Raw genomic sequence first — 25,259 nt, forward strand, 5'->3', positions numbered from 1 at the left:
ACGGCCCCAGAAAGGCCAGTATCCACTTCCCATCGGCTCTTTTCAGCTCACTCACTCCACCAGGCCAGTATTTTTTCGAGATCGGGGATCTCGTATTCTCTGACTTTCCTGCCGTTCACGACGTAGCCGAACTCCTCCATCTTCCTGAGGATCTCTCTGTTGATCCTCTGCACGGCATCGTCAACGGCCACCCTTATCGGTCTTCCCTCGAGAACGACCCTGTTCCAGATGTTGCTAATTTCGCGCTCCAGGATGTAGGTCGCCGGACTCCTGGGGACTTCCTGGAGCCACTCCCACTGTTCTCGTATCGCTTCTTTGTCCTCGTGGGGAAGCGGTACGTCCTCGAAGGCGAACCTGTTCGAGGGGAGGATCAGATACTCCAGTCCGTACGTGCTGAGAACCTGGAAGACGAAGCGAGATTGGGTCTCCTTTGAGAGCCACCATTTGAGGAACTGCCAGGCCTCTTGCGGGTGAGCGGTGTCGCCGAAGATCGCCACGGCCTGGGCCGAGCCGGTCTGCCACCTCTCTATGTCCCCGTGAGCGACCCCGGGCGAGGGGGCCAGCCCCCAGAGGCCTTTCAGCTCGGGAGCGGCTATCATAAGCTGGACATAGGTCGCAAGATTGCTTATGCCGATCGGGATATCGGCCTTCCTGAAATGCTCGAAGAAACTGGATACCTGAAGCGGCATGCCGTATATGGCGAAGAGGTCGGTCATCTCCCGGATCGCCTCCAATCCTTCCTTCCTGTCTATCGCGGTGCTCAGCCCGTCTTCGCTGTACAGCCTCGCATGGTGCTGGAAGAAGAAGGGAGCCGTGGTCATGAAGGCCTTGGATGAGGCCGTCCCTCCGATCGGAATATAGTAGTTCAGGCCGTTTCTGTGCAGCTCCGGCAGTATGAGCTTTACCTCCTCCCAGGTCGAGGGCACCGGAATGTTGAGCATGCCGAGCACATCTTTTCTGTAAAAGGTGAGATAAAAATCCTGCGTCTCTGGCAGACCGTAAACTTTGCCCTCGTACATGAAGGGAAGGAAGGTGCCGGGCATGAAGTTGCGGGCGAAGATCGTGAAGTCCTCGAAATCCGAGAGGGCCAGAGCCGCGCCCCTTATCCCCATCTCGAAGGGTATCCAGTTGCTTATCCCGAGGGCGATGTCCGGCGACTTGCCGGCCGCGTTGGCCAGGATCAGCTTCTGTTCATCCTTGATGATCGATAGATCAACCACTATCCCCGTTCTGGGGGTGAAATCGTCGTCCACGAGCTGCTGGATTATGTCCGAGTACTGTCTGGCCCTGTTTATCCAAACTTCCAGAACCACCGAACCATCGCTCCCCCCGGCTTTGTACCGGGCCGGCTTGAAGGAATCGACGAACCTCTTGATCCCCTCCCAGAGAGAGGCGAAGATGGAGGCCCTCTTGAAAGAGGGAGCCGTTTCGCCGGCGTAAATATATATGCGGTCGAGCGTGAGCGGCATATTCTGGAAGCCGTTCAGGGCGACTGAGAGTTCCGAGACGATCGATCCGACGCTTCCAACCAGCAAATCGAGCTTTTTCGGTATCTCGTCGGGAGCTTTCATAAGCCTCTCCAGAAGCATTATGGCCGTTCTGAAAGAGGTCAATTCCTGTGAATCTTCGTTGCCGTTTATCCGGGATGCCTCCGAGTATTCCCGTGCTAGCTCCTCTCTCATGGCGGCCAGAGTTTCGTCTATCCCGGGGAAGTAGTCCTCGATCTCCCACTCCACATTTCTGTCGATATTGCCCCCGCCCGTGAGATATCTTATCTGCAGGGCGAAGTCGTTTATTTGAGATATCATAGTTTTCAAAGTCATCAGGACGCTTTCGTAAACGCTCACGTTGACGGTGATTCCAAGCGTGTGTCTGCCAGCGGTCAGGTAGAGCTCCAGGTTCTCTCCGTCGCTTTCGAGAGTTTCTATCTTCCAGACGGTCGAGGAATCGAAGGGATAACTTTCGAGCTCTTTATACGGCACTGCGCCGTCTATAGTTATCTTTCTGAAGACTCTCATCTTCGATTTCGAGTCCTGAATGTATTTGAAGGCTATACAGTAATATCCGTCGGAGGGAACCTCGAATTCATAGAAGACGGCCTGTCCGCCGTTCTTCCACGAGGCTCCGCCAAAGGTGTTTAGAAGCGATCGATAAGTGTCGAAGGGAACGACGTCGAGACTCCTGTTCGCGATCGCGTTGATGGTGGTGTCGCTCTTGTAAGAAGGGTGTTCGGCTTCCACTATCGTGATGAAATCGCCTTTCGGCCGATCCGCACCGGGTTTCGCGTAAGCGGGGATCTCCTCGAGCGACAGAACCTCCACCGAGTGCAGGGTTATCTCTCCGGAGAGGAGTGTCAGCTTCACCGTATTTTCGCCCTTTTCGAGAGAGAAGAGCAGCGGTTGCCTGAAAAGACTCGAGGAGTCTCGCAGCGTATAATCGAGCGGATTCGGGAGAATCGTCTGAGAGGGCAGTACTTCGTCCCCGTACCTGTTCAGCGGAAAGTCCAGCGTCTCGTATTTCCAGTACTGAACGAGCGTCACTCTCTGCGCCTCGAGGAACTGATAAACGCCGTTTATCTCGATGGAGACCTCCGGGGGGAGGATCGAAGAGCCGGTAACCGTGTAGCCGAGCCTGATGGCATAGTGGCCGCCCTCGTTCAGATATATATTCAACTCGAGGCCGTCGTTTCTCCGGAGGTTTTCAGAAAGGGGCGGCGAGGCCCAGACGGTCCCGCCGCCGTAAGAAGGGGTAATATCCGGCAAGAGCGTGGAGTACGGAATCGCGAGATTCGCGCTCAGTGAAACGAGAGCCAGAAAAAGAAATGTCAGCAGCGCTCCGCCCTTGCTTATGGTTCCCTCTCCTTTCAGTCTGTCATTATCGCGATCTTCTCGATGGCTTTCCTGTATTGCTCGTTGGCCAGCTTGTTGAGCTGACCGGCGTAGTCTGCTATGTTCACGTTACCCCTCATGCTGTTCCATATCACGTCGCCTATCGAGGCGTTGTCGTTGTCTCCGACCTTGATTCCGGTGGGCGCCGTCCAGCGGGACTGGATATAGCCGGGGACTATCTTCACGCCCTCGACGATGCCTTCGGAGATTCTGGCGAAGGCTTCATCGATTCCCGGGAAGAGCTTCTTGACCTTGAAGTATTCATCGAGAACGTCCTGCTCCGTGGTCAGAGGCATAGAGGTCCACTGGTTGGCCGTGTCGATCTCCAGTCTTTTGAGAATACCCTCTTTGGCGAAGGTTATGTACTTGGCGAATTCGTAGGCCTGCTCCGGGTATTTAGTCGTCTTGGAGAGGACGAAGAAGTCTCCCACAACGGTCACCTTGCCTTCGGGTACGCCGATGAAGCGGCTCGGGAAGGGCAGCGTGGCGAAAGAGGCCGTGTCCCATGTGCCCGACCATCTGATCGCTATCTTGCCCTGGTTCCAGACGTCTCCGTACCAGCCGGCGTTGTACTGCTGTTTCTGCTCATCCGGAAGGCTGTCGAAGACGAACTTGCCGTCGAAGAACTGCTTGGCGATCTTGACGCCTTCTATGAAGGCCGGGTGATCGAGGTTGTACTTCTCGCCGTCCCAGGTGAAGTAGCCAAGCGCGGGGTCCTTGGTCGCCGGGAACCATTCGGGGATCTGGACCTCTTCGGCTATGCCGAGGACGCCGTCCCTGGGGATGGTGAGCCTCCTGATCGCCGATAGCATCGTGTTCCAGTCGGGAGCGTAAGGCAGCTGCGGAACGTTGTAGTTGGTGAAGAGGTCTTCGTTGACGAAGTATCCGAGCATATAGAAGCCCGAAGGAATGGCGAAGACCTTTTCGTTATAAACGGTGGCTCCCCTCAGCGGAGCGGGTATGTTTTCCCACTCGGTATCTTTCGCCGTCATAGCCGTTATGTCCAGCGCCCAGTCGTTCACCAGCGCCATGGGGATGTTCGGAATCATTATGACGTCGGGCAGCTTCCCTGCAGCGGCCGCGGCAATCAGTGAGTCTTCGTACTTGCCGTAATCGAGATCGGCGAACTCCACCTTGATATCCGGGTGAGTCTTCATGAACTCCTCAACTATCTTCTTCTCGATGTCCAGACTGAGATTCCAGTTGGCATAGACGATCGTTACGGCCTGTGCCATGGCCGCCGTAACGAGCAGGATCACAAGACCTATCATCACTAGCTTTTTCATACTTTCCCCTCCTTTTTCAGTGAGTCTTTACTTCTTCCCCAATACAACCACTACTTTGTGAGTTTCACCGTCGTTTACGATCGGAACCTTCGGATCGCCTCCCTTCCCATCGACCGTTACGGTTGCGACTGAGTATGAGAGATTTTCGGGGTTTCTTACCTCTATTTCGTACACGGTCTCTTTGAATTTCCTCGTGTATTTGAAGCCTTTCCAGTGTGGCGGTATTACAGGATCTATCTCTATGAAACCGTCTTCCACCCTTATCCCGAGTATCCAGTTGACGGCCACCCGGTGGAGCCACTGGGCCGAACCGGTGTACCAGCTCCAGCCACCCCTTCCGTACATCGGAGAAACCGGCCCGTCGGAATTGCCGCAGGTGACGTACGGTTCGGCCATGTATCTGTCTATATCCGCGCTCCTGTTGGGCGGGCAGATGCCTGAATAGGCTTTGTAGGCGCTGGCGGCGTCCTTCATGAGCGCGAAGGCCCAGACCGCCCAGGTGGCCGCGTGTGTATAGACACCGCCGTTCTCCCTCAGCCCGGGAGCGTATCTGGTTATATATCCTATATCCGGCGCCGGCTTCGTGAAGGCCGGATAGAGCAAGAGGGCGCCGAAGTCTTTGAGGAGAATCCTTCCCACCGAATCCATGGCGACGGTCTTTCTTTCGGAATCTGTTATATCGCTTATCACGGCCCAGGTCTGGGCGTTGAGGAAGATCTGCCCCTCTTCGTTCTCCTTCGAGCCGATCTTGCCGCCGTCGTCTTTGGTCGCGCGGATGAACCACTCGCCGTCCCAGGCGTATTCGTTCACGGCGTCCTTCAGCGATTGCATCACGTCTCGGCACTTTTCGGCGAAGGTCACGTCTCCCCGCTTCGTCGAAAGAGGCAGGAACCGCTCGAGCAAAAGGTACATGAATTGAGCCAGCCAGACGCTTTCTCCCTTCCAGTCGCTGCCCACTGCGTTCATGCCGTCGTTCCAGTCGTGATCTCCTATAAGAGGCAACCCGCGGGGTGAGAAGCGCTTGAAGGATTTCTCGATGGCCAGCCTGCAGTGTTCGTAAAGCGTCGCCGAACCGCCATCGACGAAGGATACAACTTCATCCAGTGCGCCGTAGTCCAGGGTTTCCCTCACATACTGCGATGTGATGAAGGGGAGCCACAAAAGGTCGTCCGAACAGCCCGTCCTCGGACCGCCGCCCCCCATGGTGAACCACCAGTGAAAGACGTCCCCCTCTCTGAACTGGTGCTGCGCGTGGAGCAGGATCTGCTTCCTCATGAGGTCCGGATCGGCGGCGAGGAAGATCTGCGAGTCCTGCAATTGGTCCCTGAAGCCGTAACCGGCCGATACCTGGTAATAACCGGACTTGCCCCACAATCTGCCCGAGATCGCCTGGTACTTCGACCAGTAATTGGTCATTATATTCAACGCAGGGTCGGGCGTTTCGACCTTCTCGGCCTCCAGCAAACCGTCCCACATCTCTTTTACTTCCGAGAAGAGCCGTCTGGAAGCCTCGAGGGAGGTGTGGGATTTCAGAAGTTCTTCCGGGTCCTCCTCGCCGATTATCGCGGTGCCGGTGGTGAATACGACGCTCTTCGACTGTCCCGGAGCCAGAACCACCTCGACCCGCAGGGCGGCGCAGGGATCGCCGAACCTGTCGCACTTTCCCGGCAGTTCGTCCTCCAAGAGCGCGGCTGGCCTCTCCTGTGAGCCGTACATCCCTATGAAAGATTCCTTGTCGCAGGTGTAGGACTTCACCGGTTCGCTCACACCGTGAAAGGCGATCTGGTTCCAGTCGGTGTTGTTCCACCTCCCCTTTCCGTCGGGAAACTGCCCCAGGTACTTCCTTACATGAATTGCGTTATCTCTGAAGGCCGGTACGATGAAGAGCTTGTGAAACTCCCTGTGCTCGTCGGGGAAGTTGCCGAGAACCCACTCGAAGTAAGATGTGATGTCGAGTCTCCGGGTGGTGACGCCCTCGTTCTTCAGGGTTATCTCGGCCAGTTCCACCGGTGTCTTTGCCGCCACGAAGACTTTCATCTCTGAGTAGATATCCTCCACGCGGTGGCGGTAGATGGTGTAGCCCATCCCGTGGACCGCTTCGTAAAGAGAGTATTGGGCCATCACCGGCTTCCAGCCTGCCGACCAGAACCTTCCGCTCTCCCTGTCGCGTATGTAATAGTACTTGCCCCAGTCGTCCCTGATCAGGTCCTGGTAAGATCTGGTAATCCTGTTCTGGCCGGCGTTGCCCCGCCATGAGTAACCGCTCCCCGTGTGGGAGGCGATCATGGAGTAATCTCCGTTGCTTATAACGTTCACCCAGGGGCGGGGAGTTCGCGGATCGACTATCACGTATTCCCTACCGTCCGGGGTGAAATACCCGTACTTGCTCTCGAAAAGCCTCACTTTTCACACGCTCCTCAAAAGACGGCCTCGCCGGTTTCGCGCCTCTTCCGCTCCCGTTAACCCCTGTCGAGCCGGACGATCAGGCCCTTTATCCCCTCGACCGTCGCTTCGAATTCAAGATCTCCGGTCTTCACTGTGATTGTTTTGTCGTAGTTTTTGAGGAAGAGAAAATCCCTGCCATCGCCTTTCCCGGGCCAGACATCGACGGACTCTCCCTCTCACCGCATCTTTCGACTTTCAGGCGGCCGCGGATGCGCTCTTTGCCACGTCCGTCACGCTCCAAAGACACCGGGAGGAGAAACCTCTCCCGTCCGCCGATGACGAACCTCCATCTCCGCATTCAACGCGTTTCACCACGCACCTCCTGCTGAAACTAATTGAAACGTTTCAACGGCATTTCAAGCTTATCATACCGGAGAGGACCGAAAAAAATCCCGTAAACTTCGAAGAAGTGTGAATATTCTCACCCACGGTTGAATAAATGAAAAATCCTCTGTATCTCTTCAGATCAATTCGAAACAGCCCTTCAGGTGTTCGACGCTGTTGCGCCCGAGGAAGACCTCGAACCGCCCCTTTTCTAGGACGGGCCTAAAGTTTTCGTCGAGGAAAGTTAGCGTCTCCTCCGTTATTTCGAACTGTACGGTCTTCGATTGGCCGGCCTTCAGGAAGAGCTTTTCGAAGCCTTTGAGCTCCATCACCGGTCTGGTGACGGAGGCCGTCACATCCCTCACGAAGAGCATAACCGTCTCGGAGCCGTCGTAATCGCCGCGGTTGGTGACACGCGCGCTCACTCTCAGCTCCTCTCCCCCCTTGAGAGAATCGGTCGAGAGCGCGAGATCTTCGTAATCGAAATCCGTGTAGCTCAAGCCCCAGCCGAATGGGAAGAGCGGTTCGTCCTGGATATCTATATACTTCTTGAAAAGCGGGCGGCCCGTGTTTTTCCTGTTGTAGTAGATCGGTATCTGACCGACGGCGGTCGGGAACGTCATTGTCAATTTCCCCGAGGGATTGTGGATGCCGTAGAGGATTTCGGCAAGCGCGTTGCCCGCCTGATGGCCGGGCTGCCATAGCTGGAGGATCGCCGGCACGTTCGCCTCCTCCCAGCTCAAAACCAGAGGTCGGCCGCTCACCACGACCAGCACGACGTTCTCGTTGACCTCCATGACCGATCTTAGAAGCCGCCTCTGGGCCGCGGGTATCGTTATGTCTGCCCTGGAGCGGTTCTCGCCGCTCATCGAGGACGTCTCGCCCAGAACCATCAGCACTACCTGCGCCTTCGCCGCGATCTCGCGGGCCTTGCCGATGCCGCCCTCTATGTCGGAGTTTATTTCGCTACCCCTCTCGTAGAGGAACTCCTCTCCGAGGTTCTCCAGACCTTCGAGAACTGTCACGCTCTCCTGTGCCTCGACCTGTCCGGCCCAGCAGCCGAGCATGTCGGGCCTGTCGTCGGCCAGCTGGCCTATCACCGCCAGTTTCGTCCCCTTTCGCAAAGGCAGAAGATCCCGGTTCTTGAGCAGAACCATTGACTCGCGCGCCGCCTTCAAGGCCAGTTCTTTCGCCGCGGGATTTTCAAGGCTCAACCGGCGTGCCTCTTCTATCACGAATCTCTTTTTGCCGAAGAGCCCGAGTCTCTCCTTCAGCTTCAGGACTCTCCACGCCGCTTCGTCGATCTCCTCGATCGTGAGCTTGCCCTCCCGGACGAGCTCTTTAAGATATCTCTCATAGACTCCAGAGTTCATGTCTATATCCACCCCGGCTTTGAAGCCCAGCCGGGCCGCCTCCCTTCCGTCGGAGGCTATCGAGTGGTTCACCAGCTCTTCCACCGATTCCCAGTCGCTCACCACAACTCCCTCGAAGCCGAGCTCGCCCCTGAGTATGCCCCGTATAGCTCGCTCGTTACCCGAAACGGGAATTCCGTTGAGATCGTTGAAAGAGGACATCACCGACATCACGCCGGCCTTCACCGCCGCGTCGAATGGTGGCAGGTAGATCTCCCGGAGCGATCTCTCGGAGATGTCAGCCCCGTCGTAATCCCTCCCGCCCTGCGGAGCGCCGTAGGCCACGTAATGCTTGGCGCAGGCGGCAATTTTCGGCAGATCCTCCCAGTCGTTTCTCTGGTATCCCCTGACCCTCGCCCTCGCCACTTCGCTTCCCAGATAGGGGTCCTCCCCGGCCCCTTCGGCGACCCTGCCCCACCTCGGATCCCTCGAAATATCCACCATGGGGGCGAATATCATGTTGATACCCTCCATGGCCGCCTCGCGCGCCGACAGGGCGCACGTCTCCTCTATGAGCCCCATATCGAAGGAACAGCTCAGTGCGAGGGGAATGGGAAAGATCGTCCTGAATCCGTGAATTACATCGTCGCCAATTATCAGGGGGATGCCCGTCGGCGAGTCGAGGGCTATATTTTGCCTCGACTGCGTTTCTTCACCCCTGTTGTTCAAAAAGGAACCGATTCTTCCCTCGGCCAGCGCTTTCTGTTGGGCTTCTCCGTACTTGCCGTACATCACCAGCTGGCCGATCTTTTCCTCGAGTGTCATATCACTCAATCTCTTCATGTGCCACCCTCCCGGTCGAATCTCTCACCACCAGAGTAACGTCGAGATTGATATTGCTCACCTCGTCGTACTTGCCAAAGATCAGGCTTATAAGCATGTGCGCGGCGAGCGAACCGAGCTGGTACATCGGCCTCCTCACCGTGGTCAGCTTCGGGGTTATGTACGAGGAGAGTTCTATGTCATCGAAACCGACGAGAGATACATCCTCCGGCACTCTCAACCCGAACTCGTTTAACGCCTTGAGCGCGCCTATGGCCATCTCGTCGTTGGCGCAGTAGAAGGCCGTGGCGATCTTCCTGCCACGGTTCGCCTCCAGATAACCGCTCATCGAGCTGCGGCCGGACTCCTCGGTGAAATCGCCTTCCAGAACGTCACCGGCCACAACGTTGAGCCCGAACTTCTTCATGGCCCCGGTGAAGCCCGAATACCGCTCCCTGGCGTCGAGCGTGTCCTTCGATCCCTTTATGAAACCTATCCGCCTGTGGCCCAGTTCCTGAAGGTGTCTGACGACTTCGTACGAGCCCCTTTCGTTGCCTATCCGAACGCTCCTCACTCTCTCGCTCCTCAGTACCCTGTCCAGCGTGACGACCGGGAAGTCCCGGGAGAAGCGTTCGACATCCTCGGACTTGACAGCCGGGGTCATTACGATGAGGCCATCGACGATATCGTTTTTGAGGAACTTGGCGACATCCTGACGGCGGTTCTCCAGCGTGCAGTAGATCAACAGGTTGTAACCCATGTTGTGAAGAACATCCTGGATACCCTTCACCAGAGAGTCGTAGAAGGGGCCCTTTATTTCATGGACGATGAGCGAAATGAGATCGTACTTCTCCTTCTTGAGGCTCCTGGCGAAGGTGTTGGGAACGTAGTTCAATTCCTTCGCGGCCTTAAGCACTTTCTGCCTGGTCTCTTCGCCTATCCTGTTGCTGTTGTTCAGGACGTAGGAAACCGTGGAGATAGAAACCCCCGCGAGCCTCGCAACGTCTTTTATAGTCGCCAAGGTTATCCCTTCTTTCGTTGAAACGTTTCAACAAATTATACTATTTTTCTAACCCCGTCCAAAATCCCGGCGGGGAATAACCGGGCTATAATTGTCTGAGAGTTTCAATGGCCGTTGCGAAGGTGATAAAAATGAAAGAAGAGAAGTGGTCGAAGATCTGTAAAACTCCCCGGGTGATCTCGGCCGAGATCCATTACTTCAGGCTCGAGGCGGGGGAGTGGAGAGACAGGATCGAAAAAGCGAAGGAGGCCGGCTGCGAAGCGATAGCCTCCTACATTCCCTGGCTCTGTCACGAGAGCGTCGAGGGCAGATTCGATTTCACCGGGAGGCTTGACCTGAGAGCCTTCGTGGAGCTTGTGAAAGAGCTGGGGCTTTACTTCATAGCCAGGCCGGGCCCCTTCGTGATGGCCGAGCTGAAAAACGAAGGGATCCCTCACTGGCTTTACGATAAGTACCCCCATCTCAGACCCGTCAGCTGGGAGGGAAGAAAAGTCGAGAGCGCCATGGTTACATACAACCACCGGGATTTTCTCGCGGAGGTTGGAAAATGGTACGACAGGGTGGGAGAGATCCTCGGGCCGTTGCTGGTCGGCAGGGGAGGAAACGTTATCGCCGTCCAGCTGGACAACGAGATAGGCATGCTCCAGTGGATAAACAACACGCCCGATCTCTCGGACTTCACACTCGCCAGGTTCATAGATTGGGTCACAAAGAAGCGCGGCAGCGAACCCTACGGCTTCCCGCTCGAAAAGAGCGATGGAACTTACAGGCTCCTCCGCAGCCCGGGGGAAGATTTCTCGCTGGAGTTCATACGCGACTTCGGCCAGTTCACACGCGAGGATTACAGAGAATACGTGCAGAACCTTAAACGGCTGGCCATGAGGGCCGGTATCGAAGGCGTGCCCTATATAGTCAACATTCACGGTACGTCCGAAGGGAGGGGCTTCACCTTCCCGGTAGGTATCAGCCAGCTTTACAGGGCCTGCGACGACGAAGAGGTCTTCCCCGCGAGCGATATCTATCTGGGAGATCTCTCATTGAGAAACTTCCAGGACCTGTACACGATAAACGAAATGCTCGCGGCCTCCTTCGGGAATGTTTACGGTTCCATGGAATTCGAGTGCGGAGACGGCAATTACGGTGACAACTACGGGCAGAGGATCGACCCCTACACTCTTGAGCACAAGCTGAAGCTCTGCATTGCCCAGGGAAACAGGTTGATCAACTACTATCTCTTCACGGGAGGGAGAAACTACATCCTTGATCCCGAACCGCTCGACGGCAACGGGAGGATAGCCTTCACCGGCGAGCACCACGGCTTTGCGGCCCCGATCTCTCCTGCGGGCACGGAAAACTACACCTATCGCTTCCTGAAGGAGGCGACACTCTCCCTCAAACCTCTGGCGAAAGGCACGGGCAATCTCTCGGTGATCCACGATCCTCTCACGGTAGCCTTCATTCCGGACTATTTCATGAGCGAGTACCATTACGGTGCGAGGTTGCGAGAGATGGTTTCCGATCTCCAGACTCACCGGGCGGGCAACTTCTGGGACAGCTTTCTCAAGGCGCTCCTGCTGCTGGGATACCGTTACGACGTGAAGAATATACAGGACGGAGAGATCGACCCCGAAGGGCTGCTGATCCTTCCATGCGCGAGGTATCTGGACTTTGCGATCCAGAGAAAGATCGCCGATCACATCGAACGCGGTGGAAGGCTGCTGATTTACGGGGAGCTGCCTCTCTTCGATATGACCGGTAGAGCCTGCAGGGAACTGGTCGAAGCTCTGGGTATAACTCCGGGGGAGGCTTACCGCTCCTCTCACAGGCATTTTCTCTCGGTGAAACCCTCGGGCCTGCCGGAACTGGCCACGCATTTCGCCCGGGCCTTCAAGATAGAGGGTGGCGAAGAACTCGCCGTAATAGCGCAGAAGGGTGAAACTTGCGCCGCCAAACTGGGAAAGACGACGGTCATAACGGCCCATTTCAACTGCAACACCGGCTTCTTCGGCCGGATTCTCGAGGGCTACCGATTGAAGCCGAAGATCTCCATGACGGGCGATTCTTTCGGGGTCTTTCCAGTCGTGAGTGTCGGCGATCGTGGAGAGAGGCTGGTTTACGTCTTCAACGAAGATAATTTTGAAAGGCGCGTGGGGCTTCGCTTCGAAGAAGAGCCGCTTTTCGGTGGGAAGGAGCTACTTCTCAGGGCGAGGGAGGTGGCTGCGGAGATGAATTACCCCTGAAGCTGTATTAATATATAGACATATGAACCTAATTTTGAAGGGGGAGTAGCGTTGAGGATACTAGTACTTCTTAAACAGGTGCCCGACACCGACGAAGTAAAACTCGACCCCGAGAACGGAACGATGATAAGGGAAGGAGTCGGGACGGTGATTAACCCACTCGATCTGCACGCGCTCGAGAGCGCCATAAGGATCAAAGAGAGTGGGGAGCACGAATTGACCGTCGTTTCCATGGGGCCTCCCGCCGCCGAGGAGGCGTTGCGCGAGGCGATAGCCATGGGTGCAGACAGGGCCGTGCTGCTGACGGACAGAAAGTTCGCGGGAGCCGATACATGGGCTACCGCGAAGACCCTCTCCGCAATGATAGGGCTGGAAGGGCCGTACGACCTGATACTCGCCGGCGAAAAGGCCACCGACGGAGAGACTGGACAGGTTGGGCCGGAAACGGGAGCCATGCTCGGTGTACCCGTCATCACCTATGTTTCCAGGATAATCGAAGTCGGCGAAGACGGGATAGTGGTGGAGAGAGAAGTGGAAGACGGCAGAGAAACCTGGAAAGTGCCTTATCCCGTGCTTCTCTCGGTGACCAAAAACGTCAACGAGCCGCGCCTCCCCACGCTGAAAGGAAAGAAGAAAGCCAGAAACGCGAATATAGAGAAAATGGGCAGCGAGGCTCTGGGGCTTGAGCCATCGACGATCGGCCTCATGGGTTCACCAACGAGGGTCGTCAAGATAAACACGCCCAAGCTCTCGCGTCAGGCGAAGCTTTACGAAGGAAGCGAACTGATCGAGGGCATCGCCAGGCTCAAAGCTCTCCTGAAGCCGTACCTGGAGGTGAACCATGAGTGAGATATGGGTGATCGCCGAGAAAAGGGGTACTCAGATACATTCCAGCACCTACGAACTCCTCGGAAAGGCCAGGGAGCTGGCGTGGAAGAGGGGTTCATCCGTCGCGCTCGCTCTTCTGATACAGGAAAGGCCGACGGAAGAGACCTTCAGGAACCTCTTCAGGGGAGGAGCCGACAGGGTGATGATCGCCGTCGATAAAAGCTTCGAGAGGTTCGACTTCGGGCCGTACATAAGGGTTTTGAAAGAGATGGTCTCGCAAAGACCGCCAGAAGTGATTCTGGCCCCGGCCACCACTTCGGGCCGCACGTACATGCCCGGTCTGGCGGCGCTTCTCGGCACCGGCCTCACAGCCGACTGCACCGGGCTGGATATAGAAGAGGGAACCGGCAACCTGCTCCAGACCAGACCGGCGATAGGCGGCAATATAATGGCGACCATAAAGACCCCAAAGCACAGGCCCCAGATGGCGACAGTGAGACCGAAGACCTTCTCCCCGCTCGGTGAGGTTTACAGGGAGCGGGGAGAGATCGTTGACTTTCCGGTGAGACCGGAACTCGTCGAAAGCCCGGCCAGACTACTGAAGTTCGACTCGATCGGAGAGGGCGAGAAGGGCGTCCAGGACGCCGAGATAATAATCGCCGGCGGAATGGGACTGAGAAGGATGGAAAACATGGCGCCCATATACAAACTGGCCAGAATGATAAACGGCACCGTAGGCGCTTCCAGAAAGATCGTGGATTCCAAATGGATAGGACACGAAGCCCAGGTAGGTTTGAGCGGCCACACGGTGAAGCCGAAGATATACATAGCGGCCGGTATCTCCGGGGCCGTGCAGCACATCGCCGGAATGCAGACCTCCGAGTTCATAGTGGCTATAAACAGGGATAGAAACGCCGCGATCTTCAACTTCGCCGATATAGGACTCATAGGAGACGCCACCGAGATACTGACCCAGCTGGTCGAGGCCATGGAACTGGAGGTGCGCAAATGAAGTACAACTCTCTGAATCTCGAACTTTTGAAGGAGCTCCAATCCATGCTCGCGGTGCCGATCAAATACGATGAAGAGACGCTTGAAAGATATTCCAGGGACGAGACGGCCGAATTGAAGGCCGTGAAGCCCGAAGTGGTCGTCTTCCCAGTGAGCACCGAAGAAGTCTCCGACGTGATGAGATTCGCCAACAGGCATTTGATACCGGTAACCCCCAGGGGCGCCGGCACGGGGCTTTCCGGCGGGGCCGTCCCGGCCTTCCACGGCATAGTGATGAGCCTGGAGAAGATGAACAGGATACTCGAGTTCGACGCAGCCAACATGATGATAACGGTCGAACCGGGCGTCATAACCGGCGAGATACAGAAACTGGCCGACAGACACGGGCTGGTGTACGGCGGAGATCCCTGCAGCAGCGAGAGCTCTTCGATCGGCGGAAACATCGCCGAAAACGCCGGCGGGAACAAGGTCATGAAGTACGGGCCGACCGGCTACCACGTTTACGGACTGGAGGTCGTCCTCCCGTCGGGCGAGGTGACCCGTCTGGGCGGAAAGATGATCAAAGACGTCAGCGGCCTCGACCTCATACACCTGATAGTCGGATCGGAGGGAACGCTCGGCATAGCGACCAGGATAACGCTGAGGCTCCTGCCCAAACCTAAATACTCCGTGGCCCTTTTGATACCTTTCCCGGACATAGACACCGCGATCGCGGCCGTTCCGAAGCTCATGACCGGTTCGGGAGTGGTGCCGACCTCGCTGGAGTTCATGGACGCCTCCTCGATAAAGGCCGTCTGCAGCTTTCTCAACATGGAGTTCCCCTACGCCGACGCCGGAGCCCACCTGATAGTCGAGGTCGAAGGTAGTAGCAAAGACTCGGTCTTCGACGACTACGTCAAACTCGGAGAGAGCGCCATAGAGGCCGGAGGACTCGAGGCCTTCGTCGCCGACAACAGAAACACGCGCGAAAAGCTCTGGAAGGCCCGCAAATCGATAGCCGAGGCGCTGGCCTCGATCAGCCCGGTTCATTGCATGGAGGACGTATCGGTCCCGATGGCGAGCATACCCGAGCTGATAAAGTTCTCCGAGGAGATCGCCCGCGAGAGGGGTCTGGAGATGATCGCCTTCGGCCATGCAGGCGACGGTAACGTCCACGTATCCTTCATAAAGGGCGACATGCCCGAGGAGAGATGGAACGAAGCCCTCCCGCTGGCGCTGGAGGAGCTTTACGCCAAAACCACCGGGCTCGGGGGCTGTATAAGCGGCGAACACGGGATAGGCCTGAAGAGGAAGAAATACCTGGCCTCTATAACAGACAGGGCCCAGCTCGACCTGATACGGGGTATAAAGAGAGCCTTCGATCCGTCGTACATACTCAATCCCGGCAAGATAGTCGATCTATAAAATACATATACGTTTGGAGGCAGACGATGATAAGAGAGAAACTGGTCGAGTACGCTAAACTGGCCTGGGACAGAAAACTCACCGAAAGCACCGGCGGCAACATGAGCGTACGCCACGGAAGCGAGATCCTGATTACCCCCACGACGGTGATAAAGCACTTTCTGGTGCCAGAAGATATAGTCACGATGACTCTCGAAGGGAAACAGACCGGGGGCTGGCGGAAGGCCTCTTCGGAATACAGGATGCACCTGAGGATCTACGAAAAATGTCCCGACGTGGGGTCGGTCTTCCACGCCCATCCCGCCCACGCCACGGCCATGGCCGTTATGCAACGTGCGATCCCGGTCAACACCCTGCCCGAGGCGGCCCTGACGCTGGCTCCCATAACCTACCTGCCCTACAAAATGCCGGGAACGGACGAATTCGCCGATGCCTTCAACGAAGGTCTGGAAATGGGTTCGCGTGTCTTTGTGCTTCAGAACCACGGTGTGACGGCGGCCGGAAAGGATATCGAGGAGGCTTACGCCAAGCTGGAAACGCTCGAGTTTCTCGCGCAGGTCGCCTTCCTTTCCGGGGCGAAACCGGGCTATCTCGAAATACCGACCGAAGACATACTGCTCTTTCTGGAGCACGTGCTCGGCCGGAAGGTCACCGACTACAGGAGCGATTACTGGTTCAAATAATCGCGTCATGGAACCCTCCTGAACTCTCCGGATCGGGAGGCTCGAGGAGGGCCGAACACGTACCGTTGGATTGAAACCGTACAACCCCACCGGAATGCCTCCCGTCGCCTCATCGACGGAGATTACCGGAGATCTTGCGTCCCGGGCCGAATTAGATCTCCGGCTCGTCGTGGTCGCCCCTATAACGGCCGACTTCTACCGGGGCGAGAGCCACGATCTGGAAATAGAACTGGTCGGACCGACTGCCTTCAAAGGATCCTTTGAAAATGTCGCTTCCGGGGATCTCGCAACCGCGACGATCGCCTCCCTGAAGGCAGGAACATACGAGATAAGGACGAAGTGGGGGGACGCGAGCAGAATCTGGACCATCGAGCTGAACGGCGGTGAATCGACCGTGAGATTCATGATGTGAGGGTGAACTCTTAACCTTTCGAAATTATCCCGGTAATCAGCCTAAAAATCCCGTTCAAAATTCACGAACGGGATATTTTCCGCCAGAGATGGACCCGCGATCACGGTCTTTCCTCCTTCCCGTCATGCCGGACTCACTTGACGTCATTCTGAGCTTGACTCAGAATCGCGGTTTTCTAAGGAGTGGATCCCGGGTCGGAGCCCGGGATGACAGTTCCTTAGGGTCATCCTGACATGCTCCTAGTCAGGATCCCGGTCTTTGCAAAAAACGGGACAGACGTCAGGAACCCGTCGGTCCCTATTTTCGCGGTCTTTCCTCCCTTCCCGTCATGCCGGACCCCGATCCGGCATCCCCGTCCTTGGGAAGAGCGAGAAGAGCCGTCCAGCGTCCCGGAGCGTGGACCGCTCAGACCCCCGCTTGAGGATTACTGTAAACGGCAAAATACAGTCTCTGTATAAGGCGCTTGTGGTACATGACATCGCGCCGTTCGAAGAAGATCTTTTCCACCGAAGTCCAGATGAAGACCCAACTGGTTATGACCAGTATCTGGTCGATCACGTACGAGGCCGTGAAGGTCATCGTCGCGAGAAAAGTGGAGACTCCCATGATGACGGCGCCGATCGCCAGCATTATGAGGCCGATTCTTGTGAGTCTCTTCATATCCCTGTCCAGATAATACAGCCGGGGAATCAGTTCTTTCTTTACGGACTCTCGAAAGGTATCCAGATCGCCCGTTCCCGCATCTTCACATTCTACGACGACTACAACTCCCCTGTGGAGAGGAAGATACCGGGTTCCATCTTCCAGGTTGTCGATGATTTCGCGAATTTCCTGCTCATCCGGGAGGAAGTTCGAGACCTTCAAATGAACGGTATCGTCTTCCGCCTCTTCGGAATAGGCCTTGACTCTTTCATCCAGCTCTTCTATCTTCTCCTTTATGTCTCTCAAGGGTACCTTTCTGTTTATGTCACTCTCCCCCTTTTCACTGTTTTCATAGAGTATATCATTCGAGACGGATCAAAGGGCTTTTCTTTCACGGTGTACTCATTCAACCGGGTAAGAGAGATATCTGTGCTACCATTGATCATACCGGGTATTCGGCCCGCGCGGGGTGAATTATGAAGGCGACTCTTCTACTGCTATTTCTGATAGCCTGCTCTCTTTGTCTGGGATGGAGTTTCTTCACCCACAGCAAGATAGCCGTCGCGGCTCTTGAAAGTATCGAGCCTTCGGTGCTCGAGACGATCAGCGGGGGTCTGCCCTTACCGCTTTTCAACGAATGGATAGGATTGCAAACATCTTTCGTCGATGTTGACAGGTACTTCGTGAGAGATCTAGTCCCCGGTCACGGCTTTCGTATTCATAATTATCCTGGAATAGAGGGGCTGACGATGTCGGAGATTCTCGAGCTTCCGGGAATGCCAAGAAACGCCCTCGGCGCCCTCATAACGGCCTTTTTTGATGTCAGAAATCTCGCCCGATCGGGCGACTTCGCAGGAACTTCCTACTCCATCGCAAGGCTTTTCCACTTTGCCAGCGATCTCACAATGCCTCTCCACGTAGTGAACAACAGCGACGGTCAATTAACCGCTCAAGCGGGACTCCATGTGAGGATCGAATCGATCCTGGGCAATTTCTTCTTCAGGAGTGAAATGTTCCTCAGGCAAGGGCCGCGCATCTTCAAAGACGGGGAGATCCCCGCGGTGCTTTTCGAAAGCATCCGCAAGTCGATGGAACAGTCTAAAGTGTTCGAGGCCGCCGACATGAAAAGAAAGAGCGACACCGCCTACAGGTTCGCCGCGCTCTGGCGGGACGTAAAGGAAGTATTCATCGAAGCCACGAGCAGGGCCGTATATCTATGCGCCAGCCTGCTCATGAGCGCGCTTTCTCTCTAGGCCAGGGTTCAAGTCCTCTCCGGTTCCTTACCCAAGACCGTTCTCAGATGCAAGTACGCTTTAGAGCAAGGTTAGAGGCGAGCGGCTCATGAGAGGCCGCACTCCTCCAGAAAGCTCCGGATTTGGACGGCGTATCGGGCAGGATCCGTCGCTATCGAGGAAGCGTGACCGGCTCCGGGTACAACGAGGAGTTTTTTCGGGCCGGTCTTTTTGGCTTCGTACATTTTTCGGCTCATGAAAGCCGGCACATACCAGTCGTCGGAGCCGTGAACGAACATCACCGGCGCCCTGACTCCCCCGACAGCCTTTATGGGGCTTATATCCGCGAAGCTCATGCCCGTTCTGACACGAGTGATGAGACCGGCAATATCCATGAAGGGAAAGGCCGGAAGATGGAAATCCTTTTCGACTCTTATCTTCAACAACTCTTTGAGATCGGAGAATCCACAATCGGCTATGCAGAACGATATTTTCTCATCAATCGCCAGATACTGGAGCGCGATCGCCGCGCCCATCGATTCGCCGTGCAGGCCGACGGTCGTTTCCTCTCCCGTTCTCTCCAGAACCCACTCCTTGACGGCTTTCAAGTCGTACTTCTCGTAGTGGCCGAAAGTGGTGTCTTTACCGCCGCTTTTGCCGTGGTTTCTGTGATCGTAAGCCATCACGTTGAACCCAAGATCGAGAAAGATCCTTGCGTATTTCATCGATCCGAAGAGCGAGTAGGTTATTCCGTGGCAGATGATCACGGTCTTTTTCGAGGCGTCGCATGGAAGGTATATGGCGTGTAACTTATAGCCGTAGGGCGAGTCGATCCAGTGCTCCTCCTTCGCAAGTTTATCGTACCAGACAGGGTCGAACCTGCTTTTATCGATCTCCATTCTGTACGTCTCTTCGTATGGAACGCAGCGCGGCTTTATGACCTTGCTTGAAAAAACAAAACCGGCCAGAAGCAGAAAAGCGAAAACCGATAAAGCGATAACGGCAATAATCATATCTCTCCCTCCATCGACTGAACCGCCGGTACGGTTCAGGGGTTAAAATATTACTGGAACGGTATAAAGCGAAAAAACATTTGCCCAAGAACAGATAGATCTTTTCTCAACCACCGCAAAAAGGGGGCGTAACTGAATGAAAAGCGAGCACTGGAAAAACCGGCGTTTTCGGTTGCTGCTTTACGTATTTTTCGGTCTGGCATTTCTCGTTCCTTCTCTCATCATACTAAACAATACCCCATCGATCGTCAATTTGGAAAGCAATTTTGATACTTTGAGAGCGATCGTTGGCATTATTGTACTGATTCAGGGCGCTTTACTGGCAACGGTAGTGATTGTGACCGTGCTTTCGGCGATCATGATCGCCAGCACTTATTCGACCAGACTTCTGTACATGTTCGCCCGTTTCCCGGATAGTTATTTCGTCGCTTGCCTGTTCGCCTTCAACGTGGTCTTTGGCACGCTCCTTCTTGCGAGCTTTCCACAGGCCGGATCGGTCTTGATCAAGGTCTTTATTTCGAGCGGCCTTCTTGCCATATCCTTTTTTGTGCCGTATTTGATTCGGCTTCTGGGGATCATGCAACTGGAAAACGTACTTAGCACCCTGAAAGCGAAGGGAGTCAACACGACGAGGGCAAGCGAGACGGTGAGAATTCTCAAGATACTCGTGCATCTCACCGAAAGGGCCGTCAACGAGAACGATCGGGATGCTTTCTGCGCCATCGTGTCGGCCGCCAGTGAGGTGGCCTCGAGCGCCATTTACAGGGGTGCCGGATCTGAGAACGAGATCTCGAAATGGATAAGAAATCTGGTGGATAACCTCAGGAACTTCACCCTTGAACTCCTGAGAAGGGGCCAGAGCGAGACCGTGATTTCGCTTCTGCAGGCCTACGAAGACCTTGGCGTGGCCCTGCAGGAAGTGAACGAAAACTGGGACTGCCTCGTGATGGAGCTCCTCAAGGATCTCCAGTATATAGATGAGATGTCGCTCGAGGTCGATTTGAGGAATCGAGTGAGCTTTCAAAAGAAGATACGGAAGGCTATAATCGCCATACTCAAGGCCGGTCCCGTCTCTTCAGCGGCCAGTGAAATATTTTCCAGTTCCTTCGTCTCCCTGAACAATCTCCTCAATTCCGGGTGCCTGAACCTGACCTCGAAGGACGAGCTCTCCTCGGTTCTTCAGACGATCAAAGATATGTCGGAGATCGAGGGCAGGTTTTTCAAGGCGAAGATTCTGCCCAACAGTCGCTGGGAACTGGTGCTGGCCGGACTGGCCGAGCAGAAAACCAACAGAGAGATCATGGAGGAGTTGAGAAAGGCCATCGAGAAATCTATAAAAGGTTACGTCAAGAACGGGCAGTGTATCCTCGCCTTCGAAAGGCTTCAGAAGATATACGAAAACTCGCGCGCTTTCAGGGGCTTTTTCGAAGGTTTTTTCGACGCCTCGCTGCTCAACGAGTTCATAGGGAACGCCTGCCCGGTGAAGATCACGGAGGCCGCTATCGGAACGATGCGGGATTTCATTCTTGACAATATTTCCATCGACAAGAGCTTCCTCACCGATACCGCGGTCCGCCTTTCGAATCTCGAATCGATGGGAATCAAGAAGACCGCTCTCGAGATCTTCAGAGATCTTCTATCGCGCCTGGATGCCATGAGCAAGACCTGTACCAACGACAAAAAGATAGACTCGAACAAGACCAGGGAAATAGTGGAGAAGGAAATCTTCGAGAGACTCGCATGAATTTTGGGGGATTCTATGGTAAGACTGGAGAAAATGGCCGCAGAGGATTTCGACGCGTACATTGAAAAGCTCACGGCGAATTATGCGAAGGATAACGTTCGATCCGGCAGATGGACCAGAGAGGAGGCTCTGGAGAAATCGGTCAGCCAGATAAACTCTCTACTGCCGGAGGGGATCGAAACACAGAACCATGTTTTTTTCAGCATAGTCGATGAAGGGACCGGCGACGCGGTGGGATACATCTGGCTCCATGTCGCGCCCGGAGAAGGCCATAAGAAGGCCTTCATATACGATCTAATAATTTTTGAAAAGTTCAGGAAAAGGGGCTACGGCCGCTCCGCCCTCGTTGCCCTGGAAGAGTACGCGAAAGAAAAGGGAATAGCCAGCATCTCTCTCCACGTATTCGCCCACAACGCGGCTGCCTTTTCGCTTTACAGGAAAATGGGCTACGAAGTTACCAGCATGAATATGATAAAGAATATACCGGATACGCAAATGGAGTGATGAGAAAGTGGAGAAGAGAAATAACCCCATAGTTTACTGGGAAATCAACGCAAAAGACGGACCGGCCCTGGCTGAGTTTTACCGGGATGTCTTTGGATGGGAGAGTGCCGTGGACGATACCGGCTTTCACTCGTTCAAGAGTGGGAACGCCGGAGGCATAGACGGCGGAATCTTCACCGGCAAAGGGCTTCTCCCGCCCCACAGGGCTTTGTACATAGAAGTCGAAGATATAAGGGAAGTTCTCGAGAAAGTCTCAAAGCGCGGGATCGAGATTCTGCAGGGTCCCTTTGAATCGGGTAACGCGATTCTCGCCTTTTTCAGGGACCCCGAAGGCCATATGCTGGGTCTGATCGAAAGAAAACCTATCCAGAGCGAGAAATGAAACCCGGCGAATATTGAGCCTCCCGATCCAGCAGGATCATGGATCCAGATCCATTCCGTAGCAGATCCTGGTGCCTACCCTCGTGAATCCCTCCTTGAGGTACAGAGAAAGGGCCTTTTCGTTTTCGGCGTTCACCGAGAGTACACTGTCCAATCCTAATCGCTGAGACAGTTGAACAGCCCTGCGCAGCAGCGCCCTGCCCAATCCCCTTCCCTGGTACTCGGGCAGTACGGCTATCGGCCCAATCTCGAGCATTCCGTCTTCGGTTATTTCACTGAAAAAGAGTCCCACTGGAGTGCCTTCAAAATAAAGCAATTGAATGCCCTCCGCCGGAATGTTATACTTTTCGATCATCGCCGAGACCCGGTCGGGTTTTATGTCGATATGGCCGGCGATCTTCTTGAAAGCGCTGTTGACTATATGGCAGTAAAGCTCTCCGTCTTCTCTCTCGTCGAAGGTCACGAAATCGACCCCCTCTTGAACGGGGACCTGAATATTCGTCATTTTTCTCTTCATGACAAATGAATAGCGCTCGATCTCAAAGCCCAGTCCTTCGAGCACGCGCTGGATTTTTGGCCCGGGCGGAACGAAGAGATAGACGTTAATCACCACCCCCGTGGCTTCTGCAAGGACGGCCTCGAGCAGGCTCCTGTAACCGGCCGGTTCCGATTGAATGGAGTGAAAAATCATGAACCTTCCCTTTCCGGCTCTCCTGTATTGCTCTTCCAGCATGAGCGAGGCGGCGCCGCAGACCCTCAGATCTTCATCGTAGAGCAGAAAGGAGGGGTGATCGTCGTCGATAGTGAAATCATCACCGGGGAGATACGAATCGTCGTGTTCTCCCCCGTATTTGTGGCAGTAAGAAAGAAAATCCTTCAAATTGCCTTCGCATACACGTTCTACCAAATTCGCCGCCTCCCTCTAAGAACGGTCGCTGGTTGTGAGTTGTGCATGGTGCGTTGTGAATTGTGGGTGGTGTGAAAGAGCGAGATGCCGGATCCACTCCTTAGAAAACCGTGATTCTGAGTCAAGCTCAGAATGACGGGAAGGGAGGAAAGACCGCGAAAATGGGGACTGACGGGCTCCTGACGTCTGTCCCGTTTTTCGCGAAGACCGGGATCCTGACCAGGAGTATGTCAGGATGACGGGAAGGGACTGTCATTCCGTAATGCCGCCACACTGTCATCCCGTAATGCTCCTATACGGGATCTCGCTCTTTTGCTCTTTCGAAGGACGGGTCCACGCTCCGGGACGCCGGACGATGGACGGTTCTTCTCGCTCTTCTCGCTCTCTCCAATGACGGCTCTTCTCTCCTCAGTCTCGCTCTCTTTAGCAAGGAGGTTTAATCCACATAATTCTCATAATTTATGGATTATTAATCCATAAAAAGCAAAGAAGATAGTATTATTTACTTGGTGATGAAGATGGATTTTTCGACAGTAGCATTCTACAATCCATGGTGGGATGAAAAAAGCAAAAGCACAGACTACGCTTTTCATCTGGTTGACAAGTACGAGAGTAGCTCATTCAAAAGAGACTACAACGGGTTGTTTGATCTGTCTGGAAATAACCTGTATATCGTCAGGGGTCCACGTCAGATTGGAAAGTCTACTCTACTGAAATTCACCATAGCAAACCTCCTGAAATCGGGAGAGAGGCGCTCAGTACTCTATCTCCCGCTGGATACAATATCCAGAGCCGATGAGCTCAGAAGCCTTTTGATTCAATATCTTCAATTCTCCAGAAACGAAAAGAAGCGATATATATTCATCGATGAAATCACGATGGTCGATCAGTGGCAACGCGCAGTCAAAGAGGTCCGAGACAATACGGAGATGGCCGGTGACTTCTTTGCTCTGTCCGGCTCCTCTGCAAGCGACTTAAAGCGATCATCTGAAAGGCTTCCGGGTAGAAAAGGGCAAAGTGGCGCAGATATTCTCCTTCTTCCGTTGACTTTCAGAGAGTACCTGAGCTGCAAGAAAGTTGACGGACTTCCGAAATGTCAACCCGAGGACATTCTTAAAATGGTTCCGGCAGACTCTTTTGAGCTGCTCATTAAGAACGAAATTCTTAAGACTGAATTCTTCAACTACATAGCTTCTGGAGGATTTCCGTCGGCAGTTGAAGCTTATGCAAAAGGCGAAAGTCGCGAGACTCTGGTAAGAACTTTCTGGGAGATCTTGATAGGAAACATAGAAAGGTATGGCCTTTCAAGGGCAAAACTCATCCAGATACTTACATATGTCTCTACCAGACTCTCATCAAGGTTCTCCTGGAACAGCGCGGCAAGCGAGACGGAAATAGACACAAAGACATTTCAAAAATACGTTGAAGTGCTTGGAATCGACTACTTACTCCTTACCCTCAAGCACATGGATCAAAAAACACATCTCACTTCAGAAAAGAAACAGAAGAAGATATATTACTGCGACAGACTAATCAGCGACGTAGTCTCGCAAAAGCTTGGTCTTCAGCTCGACAGGAGCGCGATACTGGAGAACATCATGACGACCAACTGCGTATTCGCCTTTGGAAAGAACCTTGACAACGGACTTGATTCGATTACTGAAGTCGGTTACTGGTACTCAAAAGAAGGGAAGGAAATCGACCTGCTGGTGAAAAACGTTCCGATAGAGCTAAAGTACCAGAACAGCATAATCCCGCAAGATCTCTCGACCATAAAAAGACACTTCAAGAAGGGGATAATCCTTTCGAAGCATACTCTTGACCTCTCAGGAGATATAAAAATACTGCCTCTTCACATCTTCCTCGCGATTACTGGAGAGTAAAACCTTCCTGGATTACCCGGGCAAAGTGACTTAACGCCGTCATTCCGTGATGTCCCCGCGGAGCCTGCCCTGAAGAGCCTGCCCTGAAATGATCCTATTCAGGGTCATCCCGTGCACCCATCCTGTCATCCCGTAATGATCCTATACGGGATCTCGTTCTTCTCTCTCTTCTCACTCTTTCGAAGGACAGGGATGCCGGATCGGGGTCCGGCATGACGGGAAGGACTGTCATCCCGG

At 54.5% G+C, this 25,259-nt stretch carries 19 protein-coding genes; 11 read left to right on the top strand and 8 right to left on the bottom strand.

Going from position 1 to position 25,259, the window contains the following annotated elements; genetic code table 11:
• Positions 1-47: 47 nt before the first annotated feature.
• From MESINF_RS06115 to MESINF_RS06135, 5 genes are all read right to left on the bottom strand, one after another.
• Positions 48-2,672, bottom strand: a complete 2,625-nt coding sequence (locus MESINF_RS06115; RefSeq protein ID WP_231936889.1) for an extracellular solute-binding protein — start codon at positions 2,670-2,672, stop codon at positions 48-50.
• A gap of 191 nt (positions 2,673-2,863) precedes the next feature.
• A complete protein-coding gene (locus tag MESINF_RS06120) occupies positions 2,864-4,174 on the bottom strand; it encodes an ABC transporter substrate-binding protein (RefSeq protein ID WP_169698999.1) in 1,311 nt (436 codons plus the stop codon).
• A 27-nt stretch (positions 4,175-4,201) separates the two neighbouring features.
• Positions 4,202-6,577: a GH36-type glycosyl hydrolase domain-containing protein gene (locus MESINF_RS06125; RefSeq protein ID WP_169699000.1), complete on the bottom strand. Its 2,376-nt coding sequence runs from the start codon at positions 6,575-6,577 to the stop codon at positions 4,202-4,204.
• 503 nt (positions 6,578-7,080) lie between these two features.
• Positions 7,081-9,138 (bottom strand): glycoside hydrolase family 3 N-terminal domain-containing protein, encoded by a 2,058-nt coding sequence (locus tag MESINF_RS06130; RefSeq protein WP_169699001.1) that lies wholly within the window; start codon positions 9,136-9,138, stop codon positions 7,081-7,083.
• Positions 9,122-10,138, bottom strand: a complete 1,017-nt coding sequence (locus MESINF_RS06135) for a LacI family DNA-binding transcriptional regulator (RefSeq protein ID WP_169699002.1) — start codon at positions 10,136-10,138, stop codon at positions 9,122-9,124. The genes MESINF_RS06130 and MESINF_RS06135 overlap by 17 nt, the downstream gene beginning before the upstream one ends.
• 131 nt (positions 10,139-10,269) lie before the next feature.
• Here MESINF_RS06135 and MESINF_RS06140 point away from each other — a divergent pair, with 131 nt between their 5' ends.
• The 6 genes from MESINF_RS06140 (at position 10,270) to MESINF_RS06165 (ending at position 16,716) form a co-directional block, all read left to right on the top strand.
• On the top strand, positions 10,270-12,378 hold the full coding sequence (locus MESINF_RS06140; protein ID WP_169699003.1) for a beta-galactosidase: 2,109 nt from the start codon (positions 10,270-10,272) through the stop codon (positions 12,376-12,378).
• Positions 12,379-12,429: 51 nt separating this feature from the next.
• Entirely contained in the window at positions 12,430-13,227 is a 798-nt protein-coding gene (locus tag MESINF_RS06145; RefSeq protein ID WP_169699004.1) for an electron transfer flavoprotein subunit beta/FixA family protein, read from the top strand.
• The gene (locus MESINF_RS06150; protein WP_169699005.1) at positions 13,220-14,218 is read left to right on the top strand and encodes an electron transfer flavoprotein subunit alpha/FixB family protein; all 999 of its coding nucleotides are present in this window, start codon (positions 13,220-13,222) and stop codon (positions 14,216-14,218) included. Before MESINF_RS06145 ends, MESINF_RS06150 begins: the two co-directional genes overlap by 8 nt.
• Positions 14,215-15,621, top strand: a complete 1,407-nt coding sequence (locus MESINF_RS06155) for an FAD-binding oxidoreductase (protein WP_169699006.1) — start codon at positions 14,215-14,217, stop codon at positions 15,619-15,621. Before MESINF_RS06150 ends, MESINF_RS06155 begins: the two co-directional genes overlap by 4 nt.
• A 26-nt stretch (positions 15,622-15,647) precedes the next feature.
• On the top strand, positions 15,648-16,304 hold the full coding sequence (locus MESINF_RS06160) for a class II aldolase/adducin family protein (protein WP_169699007.1): 657 nt from the start codon (positions 15,648-15,650) through the stop codon (positions 16,302-16,304).
• Between the two features lie 70 nt (positions 16,305-16,374).
• A complete protein-coding gene (locus tag MESINF_RS06165) occupies positions 16,375-16,716 on the top strand; it encodes a cupredoxin domain-containing protein (protein ID WP_169699008.1) in 342 nt (113 codons plus the stop codon).
• A 405-nt stretch (positions 16,717-17,121) separates the two neighbouring features.
• Here the strand turns inward: MESINF_RS06165 and MESINF_RS06170 are convergent, their stop codons facing one another.
• Positions 17,122-17,664 carry a hypothetical protein gene (locus MESINF_RS06170; protein WP_169699009.1) on the bottom strand — a complete coding sequence of 181 codons (543 nt, stop codon included), beginning with the start codon at positions 17,662-17,664 and terminating at the stop codon, positions 17,122-17,124.
• A gap of 170 nt (positions 17,665-17,834) precedes the next feature.
• Here MESINF_RS06170 and MESINF_RS06175 point away from each other — a divergent pair, with 170 nt between their 5' ends.
• Complete coding sequence (locus MESINF_RS06175; protein WP_169699010.1) at positions 17,835-18,611, top strand: phospholipase C/P1 nuclease family protein; 777 nt, start codon at positions 17,835-17,837, stop codon at positions 18,609-18,611.
• Between the two features lie 86 nt (positions 18,612-18,697).
• Here MESINF_RS06175 and MESINF_RS06180 read toward each other — a convergent pair whose 3' ends face one another.
• Positions 18,698-19,603, bottom strand: coding sequence for an alpha/beta hydrolase (locus MESINF_RS06180; RefSeq protein ID WP_169699011.1), 906 nt, complete (start codon positions 19,601-19,603; stop codon positions 18,698-18,700).
• Between the two features lie 172 nt (positions 19,604-19,775).
• On the opposite strand from MESINF_RS06180, the gene MESINF_RS06185 reads away from it, so the two are divergent.
• The 3 genes from MESINF_RS06185 to MESINF_RS06195 are packed head-to-tail and all read left to right on the top strand — an operon-like array spanning position 19,776 to position 22,233.
• Positions 19,776-21,347 carry a hypothetical protein gene (locus tag MESINF_RS06185; protein ID WP_169699012.1) on the top strand — a complete coding sequence of 524 codons (1,572 nt, stop codon included), beginning with the start codon at positions 19,776-19,778 and terminating at the stop codon, positions 21,345-21,347.
• Positions 21,348-21,362: 15 nt separating this feature from the next.
• Entirely contained in the window at positions 21,363-21,851 is a 489-nt protein-coding gene (locus tag MESINF_RS06190) for a GNAT family N-acetyltransferase (protein WP_169699013.1), read from the top strand.
• A 7-nt stretch (positions 21,852-21,858) separates the two neighbouring features.
• Positions 21,859-22,233 carry a VOC family protein gene (locus MESINF_RS06195; protein ID WP_169699014.1) on the top strand — a complete coding sequence of 125 codons (375 nt, stop codon included), beginning with the start codon at positions 21,859-21,861 and terminating at the stop codon, positions 22,231-22,233.
• Positions 22,234-22,269: 36 nt separating this feature from the next.
• Here MESINF_RS06195 and MESINF_RS06200 read toward each other — a convergent pair whose 3' ends face one another.
• Positions 22,270-23,139 (bottom strand): GNAT family N-acetyltransferase, encoded by an 870-nt coding sequence (locus MESINF_RS06200; protein WP_169699015.1) that lies wholly within the window; start codon positions 23,137-23,139, stop codon positions 22,270-22,272.
• Positions 23,140-23,657: 518 nt separating this feature from the next.
• On the opposite strand from MESINF_RS06200, the gene MESINF_RS06205 reads away from it, so the two are divergent.
• On the top strand, positions 23,658-25,022 hold the full coding sequence (locus MESINF_RS06205) for an ATP-binding protein (RefSeq protein WP_231936890.1): 1,365 nt from the start codon (positions 23,658-23,660) through the stop codon (positions 25,020-25,022).
• Positions 25,023-25,259: the final 237 nt, after the last annotated feature.

The organism is Mesotoga infera (assembly GCF_900157305.1).
GTDB lineage: Bacteria > Thermotogota > Thermotogae > Petrotogales > Kosmotogaceae > Mesotoga > Mesotoga infera.

Excerpts from the sequence above, each read along its gene's own strand:
- MESINF_RS06150 (WP_169699005.1), top strand. The coding sequence starts at position 13,220 with ATGAGTGAGATATGGGTGATCGCCGAGAAAAGGGGTACTCAGATACAT.
- MESINF_RS06120 (WP_169698999.1), bottom strand. The coding sequence starts at position 4,174 with ATGAAAAAGCTAGTGATGATAGGTCTTGTGATCCTGCTCGTTACGGCG.
- MESINF_RS06175 (WP_169699010.1), top strand. The coding sequence starts at position 17,835 with ATGAAGGCGACTCTTCTACTGCTATTTCTGATAGCCTGCTCTCTTTGT.
- MESINF_RS06130 (WP_169699001.1), bottom strand. The coding sequence starts at position 9,138 with ATGAAGAGATTGAGTGATATGACACTCGAGGAAAAGATCGGCCAGCTG.
- MESINF_RS06180 (WP_169699011.1), bottom strand. The coding sequence starts at position 19,603 with ATGATTATTGCCGTTATCGCTTTATCGGTTTTCGCTTTTCTGCTTCTG.
- MESINF_RS06205 (WP_231936890.1), top strand. The coding sequence starts at position 23,658 with ATGGATTTTTCGACAGTAGCATTCTACAATCCATGGTGGGATGAAAAA.
- MESINF_RS06140 (WP_169699003.1), top strand. The coding sequence starts at position 10,270 with ATGAAAGAAGAGAAGTGGTCGAAGATCTGTAAAACTCCCCGGGTGATC.
- MESINF_RS06190 (WP_169699013.1), top strand. The coding sequence starts at position 21,363 with ATGGTAAGACTGGAGAAAATGGCCGCAGAGGATTTCGACGCGTACATT.
- MESINF_RS06160 (WP_169699007.1), top strand. The coding sequence starts at position 15,648 with ATGATAAGAGAGAAACTGGTCGAGTACGCTAAACTGGCCTGGGACAGA.
- MESINF_RS06155 (WP_169699006.1), top strand. The coding sequence starts at position 14,215 with ATGAAGTACAACTCTCTGAATCTCGAACTTTTGAAGGAGCTCCAATCC.